Source organism: Pseudomonas viciae, from assembly GCF_004786035.1.
Classification (GTDB): domain Bacteria; phylum Pseudomonadota; class Gammaproteobacteria; order Pseudomonadales; family Pseudomonadaceae; genus Aquipseudomonas; species Aquipseudomonas viciae.
In genome coordinates this window covers 122,925-145,000 of the sequence record NZ_CP035088.1, presented here as the reverse complement: position 1 = coordinate 145,000, position 22,076 = coordinate 122,925, and the positions used below count along the sequence as shown (strand labels likewise).

19 protein-coding genes and 1 pseudogene are annotated in these 22,076 nt (G+C 58.5%); 11 read left to right on the top strand and 9 right to left on the bottom strand.

Translation table 11 applies throughout. The features are described from left to right. Positions 1 to 38: 38 nt before the first annotated feature. Together EPZ47_RS00655 and EPZ47_RS00650 are read right to left on the bottom strand one after the other, a co-directional pair. On the bottom strand, positions 39 to 1,259 hold the full coding sequence (locus EPZ47_RS00655) for a CaiB/BaiF CoA transferase family protein (protein WP_135843075.1): 1,221 nt from the start codon (positions 1,257 to 1,259) through the stop codon (positions 39 to 41). A 12-nt stretch (positions 1,260 to 1,271) separates the two neighbouring features. Next, positions 1,272 to 2,453: an acyl-CoA dehydrogenase gene (locus tag EPZ47_RS00650; RefSeq protein ID WP_014335919.1), complete on the bottom strand. Its 1,182-nt coding sequence runs from the start codon at positions 2,451 to 2,453 to the stop codon at positions 1,272 to 1,274. A 157-nt stretch (positions 2,454 to 2,610) separates the two neighbouring features. On the opposite strand from EPZ47_RS00650, the gene EPZ47_RS00645 reads away from it, so the two are divergent. The 11 genes and pseudogenes from EPZ47_RS00645 to EPZ47_RS00595 form a co-directional block, all read left to right on the top strand. Continuing rightward, on the top strand, positions 2,611 to 3,507 hold the full coding sequence (locus EPZ47_RS00645) for a LysR family transcriptional regulator (RefSeq protein ID WP_135843074.1): 897 nt from the start codon (positions 2,611 to 2,613) through the stop codon (positions 3,505 to 3,507). Positions 3,508 to 3,941: 434 nt separating this feature from the next. Continuing rightward, positions 3,942 to 5,063 carry a Re/Si-specific NAD(P)(+) transhydrogenase subunit alpha gene (locus EPZ47_RS00640; RefSeq protein ID WP_135843073.1) on the top strand — a complete coding sequence of 374 codons (1,122 nt, stop codon included), beginning with the start codon at positions 3,942 to 3,944 and terminating at the stop codon, positions 5,061 to 5,063. A gap of 15 nt (positions 5,064 to 5,078) precedes the next feature. Further along, complete coding sequence (locus EPZ47_RS00635; protein WP_003187010.1) at positions 5,079 to 5,402, top strand: NAD(P) transhydrogenase subunit alpha part 2; 324 nt, start codon at positions 5,079 to 5,081, stop codon at positions 5,400 to 5,402. Further along, complete coding sequence (locus EPZ47_RS00630) at positions 5,402 to 6,838, top strand: NAD(P)(+) transhydrogenase (Re/Si-specific) subunit beta (RefSeq protein ID WP_135843072.1); 1,437 nt, start codon at positions 5,402 to 5,404, stop codon at positions 6,836 to 6,838. The genes EPZ47_RS00635 and EPZ47_RS00630 overlap by 1 nt, the downstream gene beginning before the upstream one ends. Positions 6,839 to 7,036: 198 nt before the next feature. Continuing rightward, positions 7,037 to 8,530 (top strand): acetyl-CoA hydrolase/transferase family protein, encoded by a 1,494-nt coding sequence (locus tag EPZ47_RS00625; protein ID WP_135843071.1) that lies wholly within the window; start codon positions 7,037 to 7,039, stop codon positions 8,528 to 8,530. A 318-nt stretch (positions 8,531 to 8,848) separates the two neighbouring features. Further along, on the top strand, positions 8,849 to 9,064 hold the full coding sequence (locus tag EPZ47_RS00620; RefSeq protein WP_072398028.1) for a DUF1127 domain-containing protein: 216 nt from the start codon (positions 8,849 to 8,851) through the stop codon (positions 9,062 to 9,064). 323 nt (positions 9,065 to 9,387) lie between these two features. Next, a complete protein-coding gene (locus EPZ47_RS00615; RefSeq protein WP_135843070.1) occupies positions 9,388 to 9,705 on the top strand; it encodes a DUF2388 domain-containing protein in 318 nt (105 codons plus the stop codon). 106 nt (positions 9,706 to 9,811) lie between these two features. Then, positions 9,812 to 10,120: a DUF2388 domain-containing protein gene (locus tag EPZ47_RS00610; RefSeq protein WP_135843069.1), complete on the top strand. Its 309-nt coding sequence runs from the start codon at positions 9,812 to 9,814 to the stop codon at positions 10,118 to 10,120. Between the two features lie 26 nt (positions 10,121 to 10,146). Then, on the top strand, positions 10,147 to 10,467 hold the full coding sequence (locus EPZ47_RS00605) for a DUF2388 domain-containing protein (protein WP_025216193.1): 321 nt from the start codon (positions 10,147 to 10,149) through the stop codon (positions 10,465 to 10,467). Then, the gene (locus tag EPZ47_RS00600; protein WP_135843068.1) at positions 10,464 to 12,425 is read left to right on the top strand and encodes a DUF7844 domain-containing protein; all 1,962 of its coding nucleotides are present in this window, start codon (positions 10,464 to 10,466) and stop codon (positions 12,423 to 12,425) included. The genes EPZ47_RS00605 and EPZ47_RS00600 overlap by 4 nt, the downstream gene beginning before the upstream one ends. Positions 12,426 to 12,650: 225 nt before the next feature. Then, positions 12,651 to 13,053, top strand: a pseudogene (locus tag EPZ47_RS00595) (Fic family protein); the annotation flags it as partial. Here the strand turns inward: EPZ47_RS00595 and EPZ47_RS00590 are convergent. From EPZ47_RS00590 to tagH, 7 genes are read right to left on the bottom strand one after another with little or no spacing between them, the layout of a single operon-like run. After that, positions 13,011 to 13,943 (bottom strand): serine/threonine-protein kinase, encoded by a 933-nt coding sequence (locus tag EPZ47_RS00590; RefSeq protein WP_135843067.1) that lies wholly within the window; start codon positions 13,941 to 13,943, stop codon positions 13,011 to 13,013. The pseudogene EPZ47_RS00595 and the gene EPZ47_RS00590 overlap by 43 nt on opposite strands. After that, positions 13,940 to 14,668, bottom strand: coding sequence for a PP2C family protein-serine/threonine phosphatase (locus EPZ47_RS00585; protein ID WP_135843066.1), 729 nt, complete (start codon positions 14,666 to 14,668; stop codon positions 13,940 to 13,942). The genes EPZ47_RS00590 and EPZ47_RS00585 overlap by 4 nt, the downstream gene beginning before the upstream one ends. After that, complete coding sequence (gene tssM, locus EPZ47_RS00580; RefSeq protein ID WP_135843065.1) at positions 14,668 to 18,153, bottom strand: type VI secretion system membrane subunit TssM; 3,486 nt, start codon at positions 18,151 to 18,153, stop codon at positions 14,668 to 14,670. Before tssM ends, EPZ47_RS00585 begins: the two co-directional genes overlap by 1 nt. Positions 18,154 to 18,166: 13 nt before the next feature. Next, positions 18,167 to 19,030: a type IVB secretion system protein IcmH/DotU gene (gene icmH / locus EPZ47_RS00575; protein WP_135843064.1), complete on the bottom strand. Its 864-nt coding sequence runs from the start codon at positions 19,028 to 19,030 to the stop codon at positions 18,167 to 18,169. Between the two features lie 5 nt (positions 19,031 to 19,035). Beyond that, positions 19,036 to 20,367, bottom strand: a complete 1,332-nt coding sequence (gene tssK / locus EPZ47_RS00570; protein WP_135843063.1) for a type VI secretion system baseplate subunit TssK — start codon at positions 20,365 to 20,367, stop codon at positions 19,036 to 19,038. Further along, positions 20,364 to 20,867, bottom strand: a complete 504-nt coding sequence (gene tssJ, locus EPZ47_RS00565) for a type VI secretion system lipoprotein TssJ (RefSeq protein WP_135843062.1) — start codon at positions 20,865 to 20,867, stop codon at positions 20,364 to 20,366. The genes tssK and tssJ overlap by 4 nt, the downstream gene beginning before the upstream one ends. Positions 20,868 to 20,872: 5 nt before the next feature. Beyond that, complete coding sequence (gene tagH / locus EPZ47_RS00560; protein WP_135843061.1) at positions 20,873 to 22,075, bottom strand: type VI secretion system-associated FHA domain protein TagH; 1,203 nt, start codon at positions 22,073 to 22,075, stop codon at positions 20,873 to 20,875. Position 22,076 lies beyond the last annotated feature (1 nt).

Genomic DNA, 22,076 nt, shown 5'->3' with positions numbered 1-22,076 from the left:
CCATCCTCTAAACGACTTCATCTATATAGAAGGAAGACTCAAAGGATCCCGGCCTCCCTGAAAGCCGTCACCGTAGCCTCATCCACTCCCAATACCCGCTGCAGCACCTCCAGCGTGTGCTCTCCCAATAAAGGAGGCGCGCTGCGATACTCCACCGGCGTCTCGGACAGCCGAATCGGGTTGGCCACCTGCGGTACTTTACCCGCCAGCGCGTGAGGCAATTCCATCGCCAGCCCACGAGCCTGCACCTGGGGGTCAGCAAACACCTGCGCCAGATCGTTGATTGGCCCACAAGGCACACCGGCCTGCTCCAACTGAGCCACCCACTCGGCAGTAGTCTTGAAGACCGTCGCCTGGCGAATCAAAGGAATCAATACCGCCCTGTTCGCCACCCGCAGTTTGTTTGTCGCGAAACGAGGATCATCAGCCCATTGCGGCTGACCGGCCACCTCGGCAAATTTTCGGAACTGGCCGTCATTCCCCACGGTAAGGATGAAGTCACCGTCAGCCGTAGGGAAATCCTGGTAGGGCACGATGTTCGGATGGGCGTTACCTAATCGTTTCGGCGCAGCACCCGTGGTCAGGTAGTTCATTGCCTGGTTGGCCAGGCAAGCCACCTGAACATCCAGCAAGGCCATATCGATATGCTGCCCACCGCCTGCGTGCTCGCGGTGAGCCAGCGCCGCCAGAATGGCAACAGTCGAATAAACACCCGTCAGAATATCCGTGAGCGCGACCCCGACTTTCACCGGCCCCGCCCCCTCATCACCTTCAGGGCGCCCCGTAAGGCTCATCAAGCCTCCCAGCCCCTGAATCATGAAGTCATACCCGGCGCGCTTGGCATAAGGACCAGTCTGGCCGAACCCGGTAATCGAGCAATAGATCAATTGCGGGTTGGCCGCCTTCAGCGAGTCGTAGTCCAGACCATAAGCCGCCAACCCACCCACCTTGAAGTTCTCGATCAGGATGTCGGACTTGGCCGCCAGTTCCCGCACCAGCTTCTGCCCCTCGGGACGAGTGAAATCGATGGTTACCGATTGCTTGTTGCGATTGGCCGACAAGTAATACGCCGCCTCGGTCGTATTCTCGCCATAGGCATCCTTTAGGAAGGGCGGCCCCCAGGCGCGCGTATCGTCACCATTGCCCGGACGCTCGACCTTGATAACCTCAGCCCCCAGGTCAGCCAGGATCTGTCCGGCCCAAGGCCCAGCCAGCACCCTCGATAAATCCAATACCCGCAGGTGCGAAAGCGCGCCCATACCGTCCTCCTATTAATAGAACGCCTGGATGCCGGTTTGCGCACGCCCAAGAATGAGGGCATGAACGTCGTGCGTGCCTTCGTAGGTGTTCACCACCTCAAGGTTCACCAGATGACGGGCGATGCCGAACTCATCGGAGATACCGTTGCCGCCCAACATGTCCCGTGCCATGCGAGCGATATCCAGAGACTTGCCGCAGGAGTTGCGCTTCATGATCGAAGTGATTTCAACCGCAGCCGTACCCTCATCTTTCATACGCCCCAGACGCAGACATCCTTGTAGGGCAAGAGTGATTTCGGTCTGCATGTCGGCCAGCTTCTTCTGGATCAACTGATTGGCGGCCAGAGGGCGACCGAACTGCTGCCGGTCCAACGTATATTGGCGAGCGGTGTGCCAGCAAAACTCGGCGGCACCCAAGGCACCCCAGGAGATGCCGTAGCGCGCCGAATTCAGACAAGTGAACGGCCCCTTCAGACCCCGGACATCCGGGAAGATGTTCTCTTCCGGAACGAACACGTTGTCCATGACGATCTCGCCGGTGATCGACGCACGCAGGCCGACCTTGCCATGAATGGCCGGTGCGCTCAGACCTTTCCAGCCTTTCTCGAGCACAAAGCCGCGGATATCCCCCGCGTCGTCCTTGCCCCAGACAACAAATACGTCGGCGATAGGGCTGTTGGTGATCCACATCTTGCTGCCCGTCAGGCTGTAGCCGCCCTCCACCTTGCGCGCACGAGTAATCATCGCCCCCGGGTCGGAACCATGGTTCGGCTCTGTCAGACCGAAGCAACCGATCCATTCACCGGAAGCCAGCTTGGGCAGGTACTTTTGCTTTTGGGCCTCGGTGCCGAATTCATTGATCGGCACCATGACCAGCGAGGACTGCACACTCATCATTGAGCGATAGCCGGAATCGACGCGCTCCACTTCGCGGGCGATCAGGCCATAGCTGACGTAGTTCAGCCCACTGCCACCGTATTGTTCGGGAATGGTTGCGCCCAGCAGCCCCACTTCCCCCATTTCACGGAAGATCGCCGGGTCGGTTTTCTCATGACGGAACGCTTCCAGCACTCGCGGCGCGAGCTTCTGTTGGGCGAACTGCTCAGCAGTGTCGCGAATCATGCGTTCTTCTTCGGTGAGCTGCTGGTCCAGCAACAATGGATCGATCCAGTTGAAGCTCGCTTTACCGGCCATGAAAGAGTCCTCGCCAACTAAATGAAAAATCGTGGATTGATCCTAGGCGCGGTTTCCTACGAGGGCAAACGAGGATTCCGCATAGTCTTGTGCTAATTTCTCACTCCGTAAACGTCATGAACCCTGTTTATGTCGATCTTGAGTGAGGCTTTCGTATATGCGCCGCAAAATCCCCAGCACCACCGCCCTAATCAGTTTTGAAGCTGCGGCACGTCACGAGAGCTTCACCAAAGCGGCGCAAGAGCTTTCTCTGACGCAAGGGGCTATTTGCCGACAGATTGCCAGCCTGGAAGAATTCCTCAGCGTGGAGTTGTTCCGACGCTCACGACGCGGGGTCAAACTGACCGAAGCAGGTCTTTCCTACAGCCGCCGGGTTGCCACCCAACTGGACGCTGTGGAGCGCGATACCCTTTCGGTGATGGGACACACCGGCGCGAACGTCATCGAGCTGGCGGTGGTACCCACGTTTGGCACCCAATGGCTATTACCGCGCCTCAAGGACTTCCAACAACAGCATCCGGAAGTCACCGTCAACTTGACCAACCGCACGCGACCCTTCCTCTTTGCGGACACGGAGTTTGACGCAGCCATCTATTTCGGCGATGCGGACTGGCCTGGTACCGAGTCCCACAAACTGATGGGCGAAAATCCGATGCCGGTATGCAGCCCTACCTTACTGGGCGGCAAGCAGAGCCTGACACCGGAGGCCATCGCCGAATTGCCCTTGCTCCAGCAGACCACTCGCCCGTATGCCTGGCGCCAGTGGTTCAACTCACAGAGCCTGAACATTGCCCGAGACCTGACAGGCCCGCGTTATGAACTATTCTCCATGCTTGCCCAGGCAGCCATGCACGATATGGGAGTTGCGTTGATCCCACCCTTTTTGATCCAGCGTGAACTGGCAGAGAAACGACTGGTCGTTGCCAACCGGAATGCACTGTCGAGTATCAAGGCCTATTACCTGATGATTCCTGAACGAAAGGTCGAATCTGCATCTCTTCGGGCTTTTCGCGATTGGCTTGTACAACAAGCAACGAGCTATCAGCTTGATTAATAAAGAAAAAACTGTAAACACCTTAGGTAGTCAACTAACAAAAGTCGCTACAGATATAAGTTTATGTCGCATTCAGTCAGTCTGCTATGAAGTCAGTCCAGTAGTCTCTGAAGCGTTTAAATACATGGCTTTGAGCCATATCGCGCAGCGCATCAGGGCTTATTCATCTGGCCGATGGGAAAATTGGTCAATTCGGGCCTAAATCCTTGAAACGTACGGCCTACACGGGGTTCCGATCAACAATTGCGACATTCGGTCACAGGGTGACTTGTAGTTAATTTTCCGTCACCAGTCATAATCCCTTGAAGGGCTGAATTTTCGCCTGCAAAATGCCGCGCCCCGCCTGATTCGGCGGGATCGTGCTGATCGGCCGCCCCAGCCGCACCATCCGAAGTGCCTGGGTTTACTCAATAAGATCACGCAGGAGATTTGACGTGCACATTGGTGTTCCCCTCGAAACCCAAACGGGTGAAACACGGGTTGCTGCAACCCCGGAAACCATCAAGAAGCTGATCGGCCAAGGTCATAAAGTCACTGTTCAAAGCGGTGCCGGCATCAAGGCCAGCGTTATCGACAGTGCTTATGAAGCCGCGGGTGCAACCATTGGCAGTGCCAATGATGCGTTCGGGGCCGAACTGATTCTCAAGGTGGTCGCCCCCAGCGACAGCGAACTGACGTTGATCAAGAGCGGCACCGTTCTGGTGGGCATGCTCAATCCGTTCAACAACGAAACCATCGCCAAGCTGGCCGAACGCGGTATTACCGCTTTCGCCCTGGAGGCTGCGCCACGTACCTCCCGCGCCCAGAGCCTGGATGTGCTGTCGTCTCAAGCGAACATTGCCGGCTACAAAGCCGTGCTGCTGGCCGCTCACCACTATCCACGCTTCATGCCGATGCTGATGACCGCTGCAGGCACTGTGAAAGCGGCACGCGTGCTGATTCTCGGCGCCGGCGTGGCCGGGCTGCAGGCAATTGCCACGGCCAAGCGCCTGGGCGCGGTAATCGAGGCGTCGGATGTACGACCTGCGGTGAAGGAGCAAATCGAATCCCTCGGCGCCAAGTTCGTCGACGTGCCCTACGAAACTGACGAAGAGCGCGAGTGCGCTGTCGGTGTCGGCGGATACGCCCGCCCGATGCCAGCCAGTTGGATGCAACGCCAGGCCCAGGCCGTGCACGAGCGCGCCAAACAGGCCGACATCGTCATCACCACGGCGTTGATTCCGGGCCGCAAGGCGCCAACCTTGCTGAGTGCCGAAACCGTGGCGCAGATGAAACCCGGCTCGGTGGTCATCGACCTGGCAGCGGCTCAGGGCGGCAACTGCCCGCTGACTGTGGCTGATCAGGTGGTGGTCGAGAATGGCGTGACCATCTGCGGCCCGACCAACCTGGCTGGCGAAGTCGCGGCCGATGCTTCGGCGCTGTACGCCCGCAACCTGCTGGACTTCCTGAAGCTGGTCTTCACCAAGGAAGGTCAGTTCGACGTGAACCTGGAAGACGACATCGTCGCCGCGTGCCTGATGTGCCGCGACGGCCAGGTCATCCGCAAAAACGCCTAAGCAGGGATTCAGACAATGGAAGAGCTTATCTCCCCCGGTATCTACAACCTGATCATCTTCGTGCTGGCGATTTATGTCGGTTACCACGTGGTCTGGAACGTTACACCCGCACTGCACACACCGTTGATGGCGGTGACCAACGCCATTTCGGCGATCGTGATCGTTGGCGCCATGCTCGCCGCCGCGCTGACCGTGACCCCTTTGGGCAAGACCATGGGCACCCTCGCCGTGGCCCTGGCGGCAGTGAACGTGTTCGGTGGCTTCCTGGTGACGCGCCGCATGCTCGAGATGTTCAAGAAAAAAGCCCCGAAAGCCGTAAAAGAAGAGGCGCCCAAGTAATGAGCATGAACCTGGTAACGACGCTCTACCTGATCGCGTCGATCTGTTTCATCCAGGCCCTCAAAGGCCTGTCGCACCCCACCACCTCGCGACGCGGCAACCTGTTCGGCATGCTCGGCATGGCGCTGGCGGTGCTCACCACTGTGGGCCTCATCTATAAGCTCGGCGCTGAGCTGGCCACTGCCGGCATCGGCTACGTCATCGTCGGCCTGCTGGTTGGCGGCACCGCCGGTTCGATCATGGCCAAGCGTGTCGAGATGACCAAGATGCCGGAGCTGGTGGCGTTCATGCACAGCATGATCGGCCTGGCCGCAGTGTTTATCGCTATTGCCGCCGTCGTCGAGCCGCAGTCCCTGGGCATCGTCAAGCAGTTGGGCGATGCGATTCCGGCCGGTAACCGACTGGAGCTGTTCCTCGGCGCAGCCATTGGTGCAATTACCTTCTCCGGTTCGGTGATCGCCTTTGGCAAACTGTCGGGCAAGTACAAGTTCCGCCTGTTCCAAGGCGCACCGGTACAGTTTGGCGGCCAGCACAAGCTCAACCTGATCCTCGGCCTTGCAACACTGGGCCTGGGCCTGACCTTCATGTTCACCGGCAATCTCGGCGCGTTCGCCTTGATGCTGGCCCTGGCGTTCGTACTGGGCGTGTTGATCATCATCCCGATCGGCGGTGCGGACATGCCGGTGGTCGTCTCGATGCTCAACAGCTATTCCGGTTGGGCCGCAGCGGGTATCGGCTTCTCGCTGAACAACTCGATGCTGATCATTGCCGGTTCGTTGGTGGGTTCGAGCGGTGCGATCCTCTCGTACATCATGTGCAAGGCCATGAACCGGTCGTTCTTCAACGTATTGCTCGGCGGTTTCGGCAACACAGCGGATGCTGCTGGCCCGGCAGGCTCCAAAGAAGCGCGACCGGTGAAATCCGGTTCGGCCGACGACGCGACCTTCCTGCTGACCAACGCCGACACCGTGATCATCGTGCCGGGCTACGGCCTGGCGGTAGCACGGGCGCAGCACGCGCTGAAAGAGCTGACCGAGAAGCTGACCCACCACGGCGTGACCGTTAAATACGCGATCCACCCGGTGGCCGGTCGCATGCCCGGACACATGAACGTGCTGCTGGCCGAGGCCGAAGTGCCTTACGATCAGGTGTTCGAGATGGAAGACATCAACTCCGAGTTCGGCCAGGCCGACGTGGTGCTGGTGCTCGGCGCCAACGACGTGGTGAACCCGGCGGCGAAGAACGATCCGAAGTCGCCGATTGCCGGCATGCCGATCCTCGAAGCGTTCAAGGCCAAGACCATCATCGTCAACAAGCGCTCGATGGCCAGCGGTTACGCCGGCCTGGACAACGAACTGTTCTATCTCGACAAGACCATGATGGTGTTCGGCGACGCCAAGAAGGTCATCGAAGACATGGTCAAAGCAGTGGAATAAAGCTCACTGCGTCACCACTAGCGCCCCGACTTGTCGGGGCGTTTTGATTTGTATCAAGGCCGAACGTTACCGATCCGGTAATAATGTTTTGCCTGAAACGCCCGTAATAGACGCCTAAAATGCGACTTTTGTAGCGGGTCGGGCACGGCGCGAATTCACTAGACTGCGCATCTTGCTTCCAGCCCGAGATAATCCTCCATGTACCGTGATCGCATCCGCTTGCCCTCTTTGTTGAATAAAGTGATGAGCGCTGCCGAAGCAGCCTTGTTGATTCAGGACGGCATGACCGTCGGCATGAGCGGTTTTACCCGCGCCGGAGAAGCAAAAGCAGTGCCCCACGCCCTGGCCGAGCGCGCCAAGGTCACCCCCATGAAAATCAGCCTGATGACCGGGGCGAGCCTGGGTAATGACTTGGATAAAGAGCTCACCGAAGCGGGTGTGCTGGCGCGACGCATGCCTTTCCAGGTCGACAGCACACTACGCAAGGCGATCAACGCAGGCGAGGTGATGTTCATCGACCAGCACCTCTCGGAAACCGTCGAACAACTGCGCAATGCCCAGCTCAAGCTGCCGGACATTGCGGTGATCGAAGCGGTGGCCATTACCGAGCAGGGGCACATCGTGCCGACCACCTCGGTGGGTAACTCGGCCAGTTTTGCCATCTTCGCCAGACAAGTGATCGTTGAAATCAACCTGGCGCACAATCCGAACCTGGAAGGGCTGCACGACATCTATATCCCGACCTATCGCCCGACCCGTACGCCGATTCCCCTGATAAAGGTCGACGACCGTATTGGCAGTTCCGCGATTCCGATTCCACCGGAAAAAATAGCCGCTATTGTCATTACCAACCAAGCCGATTCGCCTTCGACAGTTTTGCCACCGGACAGCGATACCCAGGCTATCGCTGATCATTTAATCGATTTCTTCAAGCAGGAAGTCGCGGCCGGACGCATGACCAACAAGCTCGGACCGTTACAGGCCGGTATCGGTAATATCGCCAACGCCGTGATGTGCGGGTTGATCGACTCCCCCTTCGAAGACCTGACCATGTACTCCGAAGTGCTGCAGGATTCTACGTTCGATCTGATCGACGCCGGCAAACTGAGCTTTGCCTCGGGCAGCTCCATCACACTGTCGGCTCGACGCAATGCCGACGTCTTCGGAAATCTGGAAAGGTATAAGGATAAATTGGTCCTGCGCCCGCAGGAGATTTCCAACCATCCGGAGGTGGTACGCCGCCTGGGCATCATTGCCATCAATACAGCGCTGGAGTTCGACCTGTACGGCAACGTCAACTCCACCCATGTCTGCGGCACGCGGATGATGAACGGTATCGGCGGCTCAGGGGATTTCGCCCGAAATGCACACTTGGCAATTTTCGTCACCAAGTCGATCGCCAAGGGCGGCGCGATTTCCAGTGTTGTGCCGATGGTCAGCCATGTGGACCACACAGAGCATGATGTCGACATCCTGGTGACCGAGATCGGCCTGGCTGACCTGCGGGGCCTGGCGCCACGGGAGCGGGCACGAGTGGTCATCGATAACTGCGTGCACCCGTCCTACCGCCAGGCATTGAATGATTACTTTGAAGCAGCATGCGCCTTGGGGGGGCATACACCGCACATCTTGCGCGATGCACTGAGTTGGCACCTGAACCTGGAAGAAACCGGGTGCATGTTGGCGGTTTGATACAACTGGATCACCGCGACAGCAAATACAGTTTTGCTGGGCTCTGCCATTCGTGGCAAACGCGACAAAAACTGTACTGCTGTACCGGTGTTTTCTTACAGTCTTTTCCCACAAAACACACTCCGATCGCCGATATTGCACCAATTTAGTGCCGACAGGTACAGTTGCCTCAATATCGACCAGTACACCACTCTTTAACAGTTAACTGGTCTCTCACAATACAGGTGAACTGTATCTAGAGAGACTGGCCAAACGAGAGGAATATGGGCACCAGTTAAACCACTACCTAATCCCGCCATAAGCGGAAGGATGTCAACCATGGAACGTACACTCAGTTCCGAGCTGTTTTTCGAAGACAAAGCTGCAAAAAACCAGGCTTCCCTGCCTCTTCGCGTTATCGCTAACCTGATGTTGTGGCAGCGCCGCATCGCCAGCCGCCACCAACTGGCCCGTCTGGATTCGCGCCTGCTGGCTGACGCCGGTATCAGCGAAGCACAACGCTACGAAGAGCTGAGCAAGCCGTTCTGGCGCTAATTTAGCGTCGCTGGCCCTGACCCACCGGGTCCACCGCCAGCATCGAATTGAACAAACAAAACCCGTCGTGGGAAACCACGGCGGGTTTTGTCGTTTCCGGGTTTGATTTTCATGTCAACACCACGAAAAAACAGTTTTAAACATATTAAAAATTAACCAGTACAGTTTTACTGGCACCGCGATAAAATCGTCAGCGGCCATCCCAAGGCTGTCAGCCGACGCGTTCTGACCTAATATCGAACCGAACGTGGCGAAGCGAGTCGAGCATGCGTCTCCTCTCCAGCTACACGCACCGGCCTTTCTTATTGTTAAGGAGTTTCATCATGATCCGTCTTCGTCTGCTCAGCGCTGCCGCCCTGCTGGCCGTAACCGCCCATTCCAATGCCAGCAGCTTTATCGTCACCACCGACTCCATCGTGGGTGCACTCAAGGCCACGTCCGACGTCACCTCCGATGCAACCTCATCGCTGCGCGATAACAAAATCGTTCAGGCCGCCCGCGACGACGCAGCCAGCTTCGTGGCCAGTGAAGGCGCAATCCGGGGTGTGAAACTGGAAAGCGCCCTGGATTACATCCGCCAGCAAGCGCCGCAGTTGACTGCCACCGATGCGCAGCTGGCCCAGGCCATTCTGGTGATCTGATCCAACATGAAACATCGGCCCGCCAATCGTGTTCCGATGTTTCAACACTGGCTCTGGACCGGGAGTTTGCGCTAGCCTTCGGACTCGCCATCAACCGTCGAGTCTTATGCGTTTCTACTCAAATCTGGTCATCGCATTTTTCTTTAGCGCTTTCTGCTGGTCCGTTCCGGCCCATGCCTTCGATGTGTCCACTCAACAAGTGGTGGTCAGCGGCTATGCCTCAAGCATGGTGACCTCCGCGCCCTTCGACCATAAACTGATCGTCGCCGCTCACGATGACGCTGCGGCATTCATCGCCAGTGACGGGCAACTGCGAGGGGCACAACTGGAATCGGCCCTGGATTACCTGCGCCGGACCCAGCCAAAACTTCGCGCCAGCGACCTTGAACTGGCACAAGCAATTCTCGTCCAATAGTTATCTTTATTCTCCGGAGTCGTTCCATGCGTAGCCCGCTGATTGCTGCCACCCTAGGCCTGCTGTTGTTGGCCGATGTGGCCCAGGCACATACCCTGGTAGCCACCAGTAACATCATCGTTCGCGCTTCCCAGCGCACGATCGATTTCACGTCCGACACCACGACGTCCATCCGCGACTCGAAAATCGTTCGTGAAGCTCATGACGATGCGGCCAGTTTTGTCGCCAGTAACGGTGAAATTCGTGGTGCTCATCTCGAGGCCGCCTTCGACACCTTGCGCACTCGCGTGCCAGAAGCCCGCGATGCCAGTGACCAGGTTCTCGCCGAAGCCATCCTCGCATTGTGAGGCGGTTCGCCGCCTGGCTGGCGGCCGGGGTCTTGTTGCTCACGGGCAGCATGGCCCAGGCCGGCCTGCAACTGCACCTCAATGGCGACGGCTTGAGCCCGGCGCAACAGCAGGCCAGCCAGGCACTGCTCGATGAAGCCATGCGGGCCCTGCCGCCGCGTTTCATCGAGCGACTGGACCGACGCATCGATGTCGGCTGGACCGACCAGATGCCCGCCAACGCCTACGGCCAGGCCTCGCTGGTGTCGCAGTTGGACCTCAATAGCAATCTACTCGACAGCCTCACCGACGGCAGCGCCGCCACGCAAAAGACCCAACGCCCCCATGGCACAGTGCGGCGAGAAATGCTCGCCACGGTCCTGCATGAACTGACCCACATCTATGACCGCTCGCGTTTATGGCCGGATGCCGAGCGCACGCTGATCCAGCGTTGCACCCGACGTAACAGCAGTGCCGGGATAATCGGCCTTCCGGATGAATGCCGAGGCCAGAACGACCGCCGCTTCACCCTCAGCGATGATCCACGCTTGCTGGATCTCGCCGGTTGGCCGCAATACGTCGGCCGTCGCGGAGAGCGGGAACAGCATAACCGCCAGGTCGCCCGCAGCCCCGACCTCTACGAGACGAGCAGCCCCAAGGAGTTTGTCGCGGTCAACATGGAGTACTTTCTCCTCGACCCGAGCTACGCCTGCCGACGGCCCGCACTGTATCGTTATTACCAGGAACACTTCGGGTGGGCGCCCGCCGCCAAGGACACCTGCGCCAAATCCTTCGCCTTCCTCAATGCCGGCAACGATTTCGCCAAGACACCACTGGGCAAGGTCGACCCCGAGCGGGTCTATGCCGTCGATTACCTGCTGGCCGAAGCCAACCAGAACTGGGTCAGCCGCTGGGGCCACAGCATGCTCCGGCTGGTGATCTGCGCGCCGGGCCGCCCCCGTGGCCCGGACTGCCGCCTGGATCTGGATCAACACTTGGTGCTGTCGTATCGCGCCTTCGTGGGTGATGTGCAGTTGTCCAGTTGGGATGGGCTGGTGGGCAAATACCCATCGCGCCTGTTCGTACTGCCGCTGGCCCAAGTGATCGATGAATACACCAAGACCGAACTGCGCAGCCTGGCGTCAGTGCCGCTGAATCTGTCGCGCACCGAGATCGAGGAAACGGTCGAGCACGCCGCTGAAATGCACTGGAGCTATGACGGCAACTACTACTTCCTGTCGAATAACTGCGCGGTGGAAAGCCTGAAGCTGTTGCGCAGCGGTAGTAATAACGCGCAGTTCAAGGGCCTGGACAGCATCATGCCCAACGGCTTGCTGGAAGTGCTCAAGGGGCGGGGCCTGGCCGATACCAGCGTGCTCGATGACCCCAAGGAAGCCTTGCGCCTGGGCTACCGCTTCGATTCGTTCCGCGAGCGCTATCAAGCGATGTTTGACGTGCTGAAGAAGTATTTGCCCATCAAGCAACAAACCGTAGAAGACTGGCTGGCCCTGGACGCCGCCGAACGTCGCGCCTGGTTCGAAAAGGCCGACCTGCGTACCAGCGCCGCGTTGTTGCTGCTGGAGCAGGCCAGTTATCGTCGACAATTGTTGCTGGCCCAGGATGAAGTCAAACAGCGCTACCTGGGTGCCCGTGAATTGCAGAACGGCGGCATGGAAAGAGCCAACGCAACGCTGCAGCAGATCCTCGCCAACAGCGGCTTCCTGAGCCGCCCCGCCGAATTGCTCGGCAGCAGCGGCTATGGGTTGCCACAGCCCAGCGAGTGGCAGCGACTGGAATCGGAAAGCAGCCTGCGTCAGAAACAGCTGCAAACGCTGACAGGCGATCTGGATAAGGAAGTCAGGGCTCTACTTGAACCCAGCCGCGCCGCTGAAATTGCCGCGAGTGAGGCCAACGTCAAAGCGATTGGCGAGCATCTGCGCAAACTGCACAAGGCCGGCGGAGGGTTGGAGTTGCCTTGACCGTTCGGTGCCAGGCGTTACCTCTCTTAGCTGACTGGCACTACTTTGCCCCTTCAGATATTTCTTACCTTAAGGATCTCTAGGAAGAAAACGGAAGAATAAAAAAATCGTCGACAAGTCGGGCGTAGCTTTTTACACCACCATCGTTGCCAGCTTCGACCTGATCGAACTGAGTTCATTGCTGGCGAACCGAGTGCTGGATAAAGGTCGATCCCGCCAGTTTCTGTCGCGATCGACTTTACCGGTGATCCTGCAATCTACCGCTTCTGGGATGCCACGCTCGGGGTCCGCTTCACCATTGGAAATGGCCAAGCGAGCGATTGAAGTCGAGCTTCGTGAGGAAACAATCTTCCTTGCGAACTACGATCAGGTCGTTCAGGCGGTCAACGAAGCTTACGACGTGCGTGGTAGTGATCTGACCCTCGTAATGATGTGCCTGACGAACAATGGGACCGTTTCGAATAATCGTCATAAGCAATACCAATATTCAGTTCCGACTGAGGTATTTGATTACATCGAGCAAGCGACACAGTCTTTGCTCAGGGAGCAGCAAACGGAAAAGCGACGGCTCCCGCAAACTCTGCTTTACCACCAGCACGAAACGCCCCCCAACACATCACACAACTGAGCCGCACCAATGCCCCGCTGCCCCGGATCAAACGCCAGCGCCCTTCGCAGCGCCGGCCAGCAGCGCTTGGGCAGGTTGCGCAGCGCCTTGAGTTCAAGCGCCAAGCGCGCATCGCGTGCTTGGGTTGAAGGTAAACGCCGGAACGGGTGCTTGCCGCTCGCCAGTTCATACAGCACGCAAGCCACACCATAGACATCGGCACTCGCGGACAGAGGCGCACCTTCGAGCAACTCAGGGGCGGCGTAGCCAGGGGTCCAGGCGTTGAGCTGTTTGCGGTTCAGATTGGGCAGGTTCTTCAAAGGCCCATCCTGTGCCAGACCCAAGCCAAAATCGAACAGACGCACACCCTCTTCGCCCAGCATGACATTGCTGGGCTTGATGTCGCCGTGCAGCACGCCCCTACCATGGGCATACGCCAGGGCGTCGAGCAGCGGCACCGCGATAGCCTTCAGCTCCTGCCAGGGTAACCCGAGGGGTCGTTCGCAGAGCAGCTTGTCCAGCGTCAGCCCGTGCATCAGCTCCATGGTGATGAAAGCCCGCCGATGGGTAGCGTCTACTTCGAAGGTGTAGGGGCGCAGCACGTTCGGGTGATGCAATCGCCGCGTGAGGGCGAATTCACTGTAGAGCAACGCGCTGGCGTCGGGTGACTCGTCGAATACCTCACTGAGCATTTTCAACGCGATATACGGATCGGGATCGCCGTATTGTTCATGCAGCAGATCCCGAGCACGGTAAACAATCCCCATGCCACCGGCCCCGAGCAAGCGTTCGAGGCGGTAGCGACCGGCGAGTATTTCCGGTGCTTCGCTGATGCCGCGCAGGTTCGGTGTCGCTATAGGCAAAGCGTTGGCGAAGGCGGAATAGATGCAATGACTGCCCTCTTCACTCACAGCCGAATCACCACCGCCGTCAGGTTATCTCGTGCCGTGCCTCGCAAAACGCCTTCGAAAAGACACTCCAGCATCAGACGCGGTGAGGCCAGGCTCAACGCATCGCCAAGCGCTTCGCCACTGAGGTCCTGATACAGGCCGTCACTGCACAACAAGAAGGTGTCGCCGGAGTGAATCGCCAGTTCCAGTACTTCCAGCCTCAGCTCTTGCGCGGCGCCCACTGCACGGGTCAACGCTCTGGCCGCAGGATGGCTAAGAGCTTCATCGATGTTCATTTTTTGCTTGTCGATCAGTCGTTGTAGCAATGAATGGTCCTTGGACAACTGATACAACCGCCGACCGCGCCACAGGTAACAGCGACTATCGCCGGCCCAGATGCAGGCCCCACGGTTGCCTTCCAGCAACAGCGCCACCACGGTACTGCCCATGATGCCGGGATCACGCCCGGCGTTGACGGTCAGTTCCTCGCTCAGCCGTCGATTGGTCCAGCGCAGACACTGGCGCACCGCTTTCGATCGCTCGTCGAGGTCCGGGTACAGCGGCAACTCCGCCAGGTTGGCAACGATCAACTGGCTGGCGATATCCCCCCCCGCATGACCGCCCATTCCGTCGGCGACCGCCCACAGCCCCAGCTGCGGGCAGTCGAGAAACGCATCCTCGTTCCGTGACCGAACCTTGCCTGGGTCTGTACGCGCTGCGCTGCGCCAGTGGACAGCGTCCCGCATCAAAGCTGCACCGGCATTCGGAAGGTACGTAGCACGCTCATGTCGAAAGGGTTCGGCGCGCGCTGACTCGTCAACAGATAATTGGCTCGCAAGCCCCCCAAGTCCGCCTTGAGCACGCGCACGTCGCGACCGGTCAGGTACTCGGTCTGCATCAGGTCGAACAAACGAAACAGTGACCATGGCCCGGTGTTCTTCTCGATGCCGACTCCTCGCCCGACCATTTTGTCCAGCACCAGGGCGGTTCGCCCGTCCTGCGCGTCGTTTGGCCAGGTGAATGCCATGGGCAGGATCGGACCGTGACGGTACTCAAGCGACTTGTCGCCAAATCGGAATTCGGAACGGCTCACAGTAGAATCGAGCGTGTACGGCTCAAGCATGAACTGCACCTGCGGCTCGGACGGGGTTTCGGCGAAAAAGCTCTGGCGGATGGTGTGCGCCGTCACCATTTGATCAAGATAGGCCCTGGACATCGGTAGGCTTTGGCCGTCGATGCTGCGCAGGCGATAGTGCCCCGGATGGCCACTGACGAAAGGCCGCATGTAACTTTCAAAGAATCGATCGACGATACCTTGGTCCTTGAAGAACTCCCTGAAATCATTGATCGCTACGTCACTGGCGCTGTGGGCACTGAACGGATAGCGCTTGCTGATCGCCTTGCCATAAAAGCTGTACAGCTCGCTCTGGTAGCGCTGGTTCAGGTAACGGTATGAATCATTGAGTACCAGGCGCCAGCTGTCTTCGGCCAATCCGTTGAACCACACACCAACCGGACGCGGCAAACGAGCGGACGCGTTGCGCAGGTTACCCAGTGCATCGCGCTGGCCACCCATGCGGTTTTTGGCCAGCTCGAACGCGGCCTGCTCTGGCGAACTGGCACGGGCCAGGCTCGCCAGTTGCAGTTGCACGTCATCGAGGGCCTGCAAGGCCTGAATCAGGTCCGCCGTCGGGCCATTGTCCGGGTCCAGCAAACGGTGCAGCGGTTCAAAACGCCGCTGCAAGGATTTTTGTGCAGTGTCCGGCAGGTTTTCGGCCAGGGAACCATTGGCCTTCCCTGCGAGGGCAGCGAGTTGAGTAATAGTGTCGCTCCCCCTTCCGACCGCTTGCGTCACGTCGCCAATACGCTCGGCAACCGTCTGGATCCGAGTGTTTTCGCGCACTTGCACCAGCATCTGCAGAATCGGCGAATGGGCCGAGGTCAGCCCCGCCAGTTGCTCGGCGCCCTCATCTGCGCGATTGATCGATTGCAAGGCAACCTGGCCAACCGCTTCGCTCCAATGATCAGCGTAGTCACGAAAATATAGCTGCTCCAGTTCAATCATCAGGCTGCGCATGTCCATGTCGCTAAGACCCGCACCTTCTCCCAGTACCCAGTTGTCCCGCAGCAATTCAGTGACCAGTGCCGAACCCTGAATCGAAAAGTATCGTTCGTAACCCTGCCGAGTGTAGAAACCGGGAATCACACGATCGACGCCAACCAGCAACGAACCCTGTGGTCCCAGATGCTGGCTGAACCGGTATTGCGGCAGGTGACTGGCCTGTTCGCGCAACATTCGATAAACGACGGTGGCAAGGGACTCTCTGCGCAGGGCTTCCCGGGCTTGGATCACCAACGGCTTGTTGAGCCCATGGGTAAATGGCTGCTCCAGCAAACGCTCGAAGTGGGCATTCAAACCCTTCTGCACCGCTGTGTTGCCAGCGTAACGCAGGGACCAGTCGTGGGCGACCCGATCCTTGAGCCACGCGACATCGCGACGCTCCTGCAGGTCGAGCATCAAGTACGCGCGCAGGCTATTGATCAGCTGTTCGCGATTATTCATATTGCCGCGGATATGCTCCTCGAGCATCTGCGCGACCCGAGGCAACAGTTGCGCCTGTAGTTCACGCTCGTAAGCGCTGGTCACTGGCGGGTTACTCGCGTCCCCCTGGTAAAGACCAACTCGCTCATACAGCGGCACTTCCCTACTGGGTGGGAAAACCTGAGTGGCTTTGAGTCGGATATCAAGTGATTCGAGCATCGCAATCGAATCATCACCTGTCATCAGGGCCAAGCGCTGGTGATCCCAGCGTTGCGTCAATGTACGCAAGTTTTCCAAACGCTCATGGTTGGCTGAGAAACCGCTCGCCCACAACAACCCGAACAGGCCGAGGGCCGTTAGCGCCCCGAGGAACAGAGCCCGCTGGCCCCAAAGAATACGAAGGCGCTCGCGCTGATTAAGGCCAGCAAGATCGGCCTCCGGGAAAATCACCCGACTGAGTAACTGATGAATAAACCGCGAGCGCCGACCAGCCGCACCATCGCTGGCGTGGGGCCTCGCATTACTGCGGGCGACAGTCGGGGCTACGCAATGGGCCGGCTGCAATGCGCAGGTCAAGTAAAAGCCACGTAGCGGGCAGGCACTGCCGGTGAACGCCTGTTCGACCAGCAGGCACAGATTCGTGCCGATTTGCCTTAGTTGATGGGGAAAATCAAGAATGCGGCTACGGCGCAAGATGTCGCGCTCCTGATGCATGCGCATGATCACCTGGCTATCGAGCCGATGCAGTAGCGCCTCGAACTCGGAACGCAAGACGGCCACATCCATACCGCGCTGCTCCCGACCGAAACTCACACCCAACACCTGGTCGCTTTCCTCGTGCGTCAGAGAATCGAAGAATTCATTGAAGCCGGACACGCTGTCCGCTTTGCTCAGCACGAGGTAAATGGGCACATCAACGTGCAATCGCCGTTGCACCTCTTGCAAGCGCCCACGAATCTTACAGGCCAGCGTGGCAACCTCGTCCTCGCTGTTTTCCAGCAGAACCTCGGTCGGTACAGTCACCAACATGCCGCTCAAGGGTCGACTGCGACGACGCTTGCGCAACAGTTCTAGCAAAGTGGCCCAAGCGCTTGAGTCGACATCAACATCCACCTGGGTCAAGTAGCGTCCGGCAGTGTCGACCAGCACGGCATGTTCGGCAAAATACCAGTCGCAATGCCGAGTGCCCGACGCCTCGCCCATCGGCCTTCGCTCAAGCTTGTTGAGGGGAAATTCGAGGCCCGAGCAGTCCAGTAGGCTGGTCTTGCCGCTGGCGGGAGGGCCCATCAGCAAGTACCACGGCAAATCGTTGCGCCAGCGTTCGCCACGACCGGGATAAAGGCTTGAGGTCCTTAGCGCCTTCAAGGCTTTCTTGAAACGCGAGCGCAGCTCGCGTTGCTCATTATCAATTCTTGTCTGACGCAGAATGCGCAGCCGGTCGGTGTCTGTTTCCTTGGTTTCCCTGTTCGCCACGCGCCCATTGACGCAAACCATCCCCAGGCCCCAGCCCAGGAGCAACGCACTGATGCTCAGCAGCCGCGCCGTCGGGCTCGCCCAGAATTTGTAGTCGTTGACTGCCAGCAGTGGCCCGACGAACCACACCAGCGACGCCGCGCAAAATACCAACAGCAACGTCCAGACCCAAGTCTGACGCATCCAGGCGCCGGCTTTCCTGAAAAGCAATTTCATCATACGTCCCTGTTTACGGCTGCGGCTGAGCGATGATCGGCTCAAGCAGTTGATAAGGTTGCAGTACACTTTGGCGTTGCTCGTCCAACACCCAGGCAAAGCTCGAATACATCCCCCCCAGGCAGACCAGCGTCAGGACTGCCACTGCCCACGCCGGGACAATGCGTGCAGGATGAAGACGCGCGCCATTGAGGCCTTCCCAGTGGGGTGACAATTCACGAGGGATGTCACCGCGTACCTGCCGAATCAGCCGGTAAAGGGTGTCGCGGATGCCTTCGAGTTCGAGCATTCCGCGTGTCTGAACACGGTATTTGCCCTCGAAGCCGAGGGACAGGCACAGGTACAACAACTCGAGTATCGGCAGGTGCTTGTCAGGGTGTTTCGACAAGCGATCAAGCAATTGGAAAACTTTCTCGCCGCCGAAGGTTTCATTATGGAAGGTGCTGAGCAGGCTGATTTGTGACCAACTGCTCCCCTGTCCCCACGATGTGGTGACGACCGCTTCATCAAGCACTGTGCACAACACGTATCGAGCGGCAACTAGCTGACTGCTTTCAACGCCTCCCTGCAAGGCACGAGCTTCGAATAGCTCCAGGTCCAAGGTCAGCTCCCGCTTGAGGTTTTGCAGATCCTCACGATCGCGACCGTGCTGGATAGACACCAATTGCGACAGCAAACCGGACGCAGCCGCCACCAGCGGGTTCAGGGTGGAATTGAATATCTGAGACGGCGGGCGGTGAGCGGCGTAGATCATGCGCTCTTGCAGCTGCTCGATTCGCGGCGGCGCTGCAGCATTGGTCAATGGCGCCGAAGCCGGGTGTCGTCCGTAATGATCGAGCAAGACGGTTGTTTCATCCTGAGGATTATCCTTATCCATGGTGGTCAATTCCTAATGGCCCAAAAATTCAGTTCAAGCTCGGCGAAATCCCCGGAAACATGGAATGCAAAGCCGGCGGAGCGCTTGAGCTGAGCCAGGTCTTCGGAGCTAGGTTCGAGGATGAAATAGGTTTTGTTGGCATGGAATGCGATCTGCCGCGGCGCCACGGGCAATGGCCTGAGTTTGATCCCAGGCAAATGCAGATTGACCAACTGACGAATGCGCTCAACCGAACCGACCTTTAAGTGCGACGGCAAGCGATGGCGCAGCTCTTCGCCGTCGCAGTTGGCACTTGCCGCCAATACGAACGAAGCCGAATCCAGCAATGAGAGGTCCTGCACTGGCGAAACGGTAATTCCGTATTGGCGCACCTGCAGTTGCAGTTCGATAGCGTGCTGCTCAAGCACCATTGACAGTACCTGACGGATCGCTTGCATCAGGTTTCGAAAACATCCGCCCTGGTCGCTGTGCTGGTAACGGTTACTGAGCGGCGGGCGTTTACTGTCACTGGAGAAAGCCGCCAGGTCACCCAGCAGGACCAACAGTGAGCGGTATAGCGTTTCGGGATGCACCTGCTCCAGGTCCAGATAATGACGTAGCAACAGTTCGGTGCGGTTGATCAGTTGCAACATCATGAAATCACCGACTTGTGCACCACCCCCCCTGCCGCTGGAGCGAACCCGCTCTGCCAGGCTGTCGCCCCGAAGACCTAGCATGCCGATGACCTCTTTGAGGCACGACAGCAGGTAGCTGGATGATCTGGCCTGGATAAAGGTCGGCACAAAGTTCGGATCAAGCTTGATCACACCATCAGGCGTGGTGTCGAGCACCTCACAAAGCTTGAGTTTCACAAACGCATTGTCGCTCTGTTGCTCCCCCAGCAGCAGGCGCAAATCAGGACGGCCACAGCTGATCTGGCTGCTGCTGGCGTCTGCGGCATTGGAGTCAGCCACCTGCGCTTCGTAGGTGGTGTAGCGCGCCAGCACGTCAGACTGCTCCGGACGACGGGACTCGATGTGATTGCCGGTTACCAGTGGCAGCGCGAGATAGATAGGGGCATTGCTGGTATTGGACGGGACTTCTAGGACCAGCGGTTCGGCGCTTCCACCCAATTCGAACAAGCTGCCATCCGGCAAGACGCCAGCAGCCTGGCTGACCACCAGTTGGCCCATGTTGAGAAACTGCGAATCGATTTCCAGCGCCAGGAAACCCCAAGCGTAACTGGTTAGCAACCGGGTGCGGACCTTCAACTGGTGATCGAAGTAACGATCATTGTGCTGCAGATGTTGCGGACGCAGCAGCATGCCCTCCTGCCAGATGACTTTATCGTGGTTCATCGATCATATGCCTTGGCCAATCGTTCATGAGCGCCAGCGATGCCGTCCTGATCAAAGGTCAGGTTCGCCTCGGTCAACCGCGCCGCAGCGACCGGCAGCGTATAACGCCATCGAGCTTTCGGCAGATCACGATACGCCGCGAGCACACCGACATAACGTCCGCCCCTGGCGATGTCGAGCCTGAGTTCGACAGTTTCACCTGGGCGTAGCTCCAGCTCTTCGCTGGAAACCAGATCGGGCGACAGGCTTTCCCTGGCGCGTTCATAGAGACTGAAGAAATCCGCGTTTTCGAAAGCCACCGGATGCTTGAGCTCATACAACCGCACCACCACCGGTGATGGCCGTCCGTTGAGGTCTGGATTGACTTGAGCGCTGGCCGTCAGCGTGAGGTTGAGTTTGGTCATCGTCGACAAAGGCGACAACGTAGCGCAGCCAGCCAACAGCAGCATCGTGGCAAATACCGTCGAAGTTCTGAATAAATGCATCGTGCAGCGAGACATGTACGTCATCCATGGTGATTGGTGTGCAGGGTGGAAATAAGGCGAACCTGTTCCTCATAGGCCTGGGCAAAGTCACGGGCCAGCAGACGCTCGGTCCAATCGTCGTTCTGGCAAAGGGCTTGGTGATAGCGGCCATAAGCCCTCCAGTAGTGGCCAGCGGTGTTGATCAGCGGCCTATGGTCCCGCTCCAGACGAAGGGCCAATAACTGAGGCGAAAAATGTTCCAGCGTTGCGCGCAAGGTGGTGCGGCTAGCAGCTAGCAAGGCTATTTGATGAGCCTGCAAATCACGGAATGCACGGGCTATGGCCTGGTCGGCAGATAACTGGACAGGTTGGGCCGGCTGCAACAGCACCTGCAGGGCATGACGGGCATCGTCGGCAAACTTCAGCGGGTTCTTCTGCTCGCTTTGGATGAGGGTCTGGGCCAAACGCAGTTCGTTTTTCAGCTCGGCACGGGTGCGCAAACTCTGCTGCAGACCTTGGACACTTTCCTTAAGCAGCCGCGCGGTACTGATCGCCAGGGCTTCGCGGGCCTCAATGTCCAAGCTATTCAGATCCATGCCCAGTGCGTTACCGAAACGCTCCCAGAAACCTTCGTGTGGACGTTCGACCGCATCGGATAATGCAACCGACTCCCGCGCAGGCTCGATCGGAGCGTCTATCAGTTCCGGCAACAGCAGGCTCTCCATGTCGACGCGTGCGTAGTCCGGACGATGTAGGGCATCCGGCGGTACGACTGTAGGGTTGATCAACTCATCTATTTCCGGGTAAACACGCTCCCGTTGGTCCAAGGCCTTCAACGGATCAAGATCCAGAAATGCGTCGTCTGGAATGAGATTGCCGGTGGGTACCGGACGTACGGTTTCGGTAGCGTTGCTGGCCGGGCCGGCGAGCAGCCGGGCCAGGACTTCGAAATCGCCCATCATGTAGATATCGCCGTCCTTGATGCGTACCGGTTCGCCATTGGGCAGGCGCTCGCCGCTTTCACGATGGGTCGTGCCGTTACCACTGATGTCGGTTAGGAAAAATTCGCCCTCACGGAAGCTGACTTGCGCATGGCGCTTGGACAGCAAACGCCGATGGTCCGGGATGATCCAGTCACAGCCCTCGCCTCGCCCGATCACGCCACCGGCCGGCCCGAAAGTTTTCTGACGCGGCGGTGTAGCGATGAATTGCCTGGCATTCAGCATTTCGAAAACAAGTTCCATC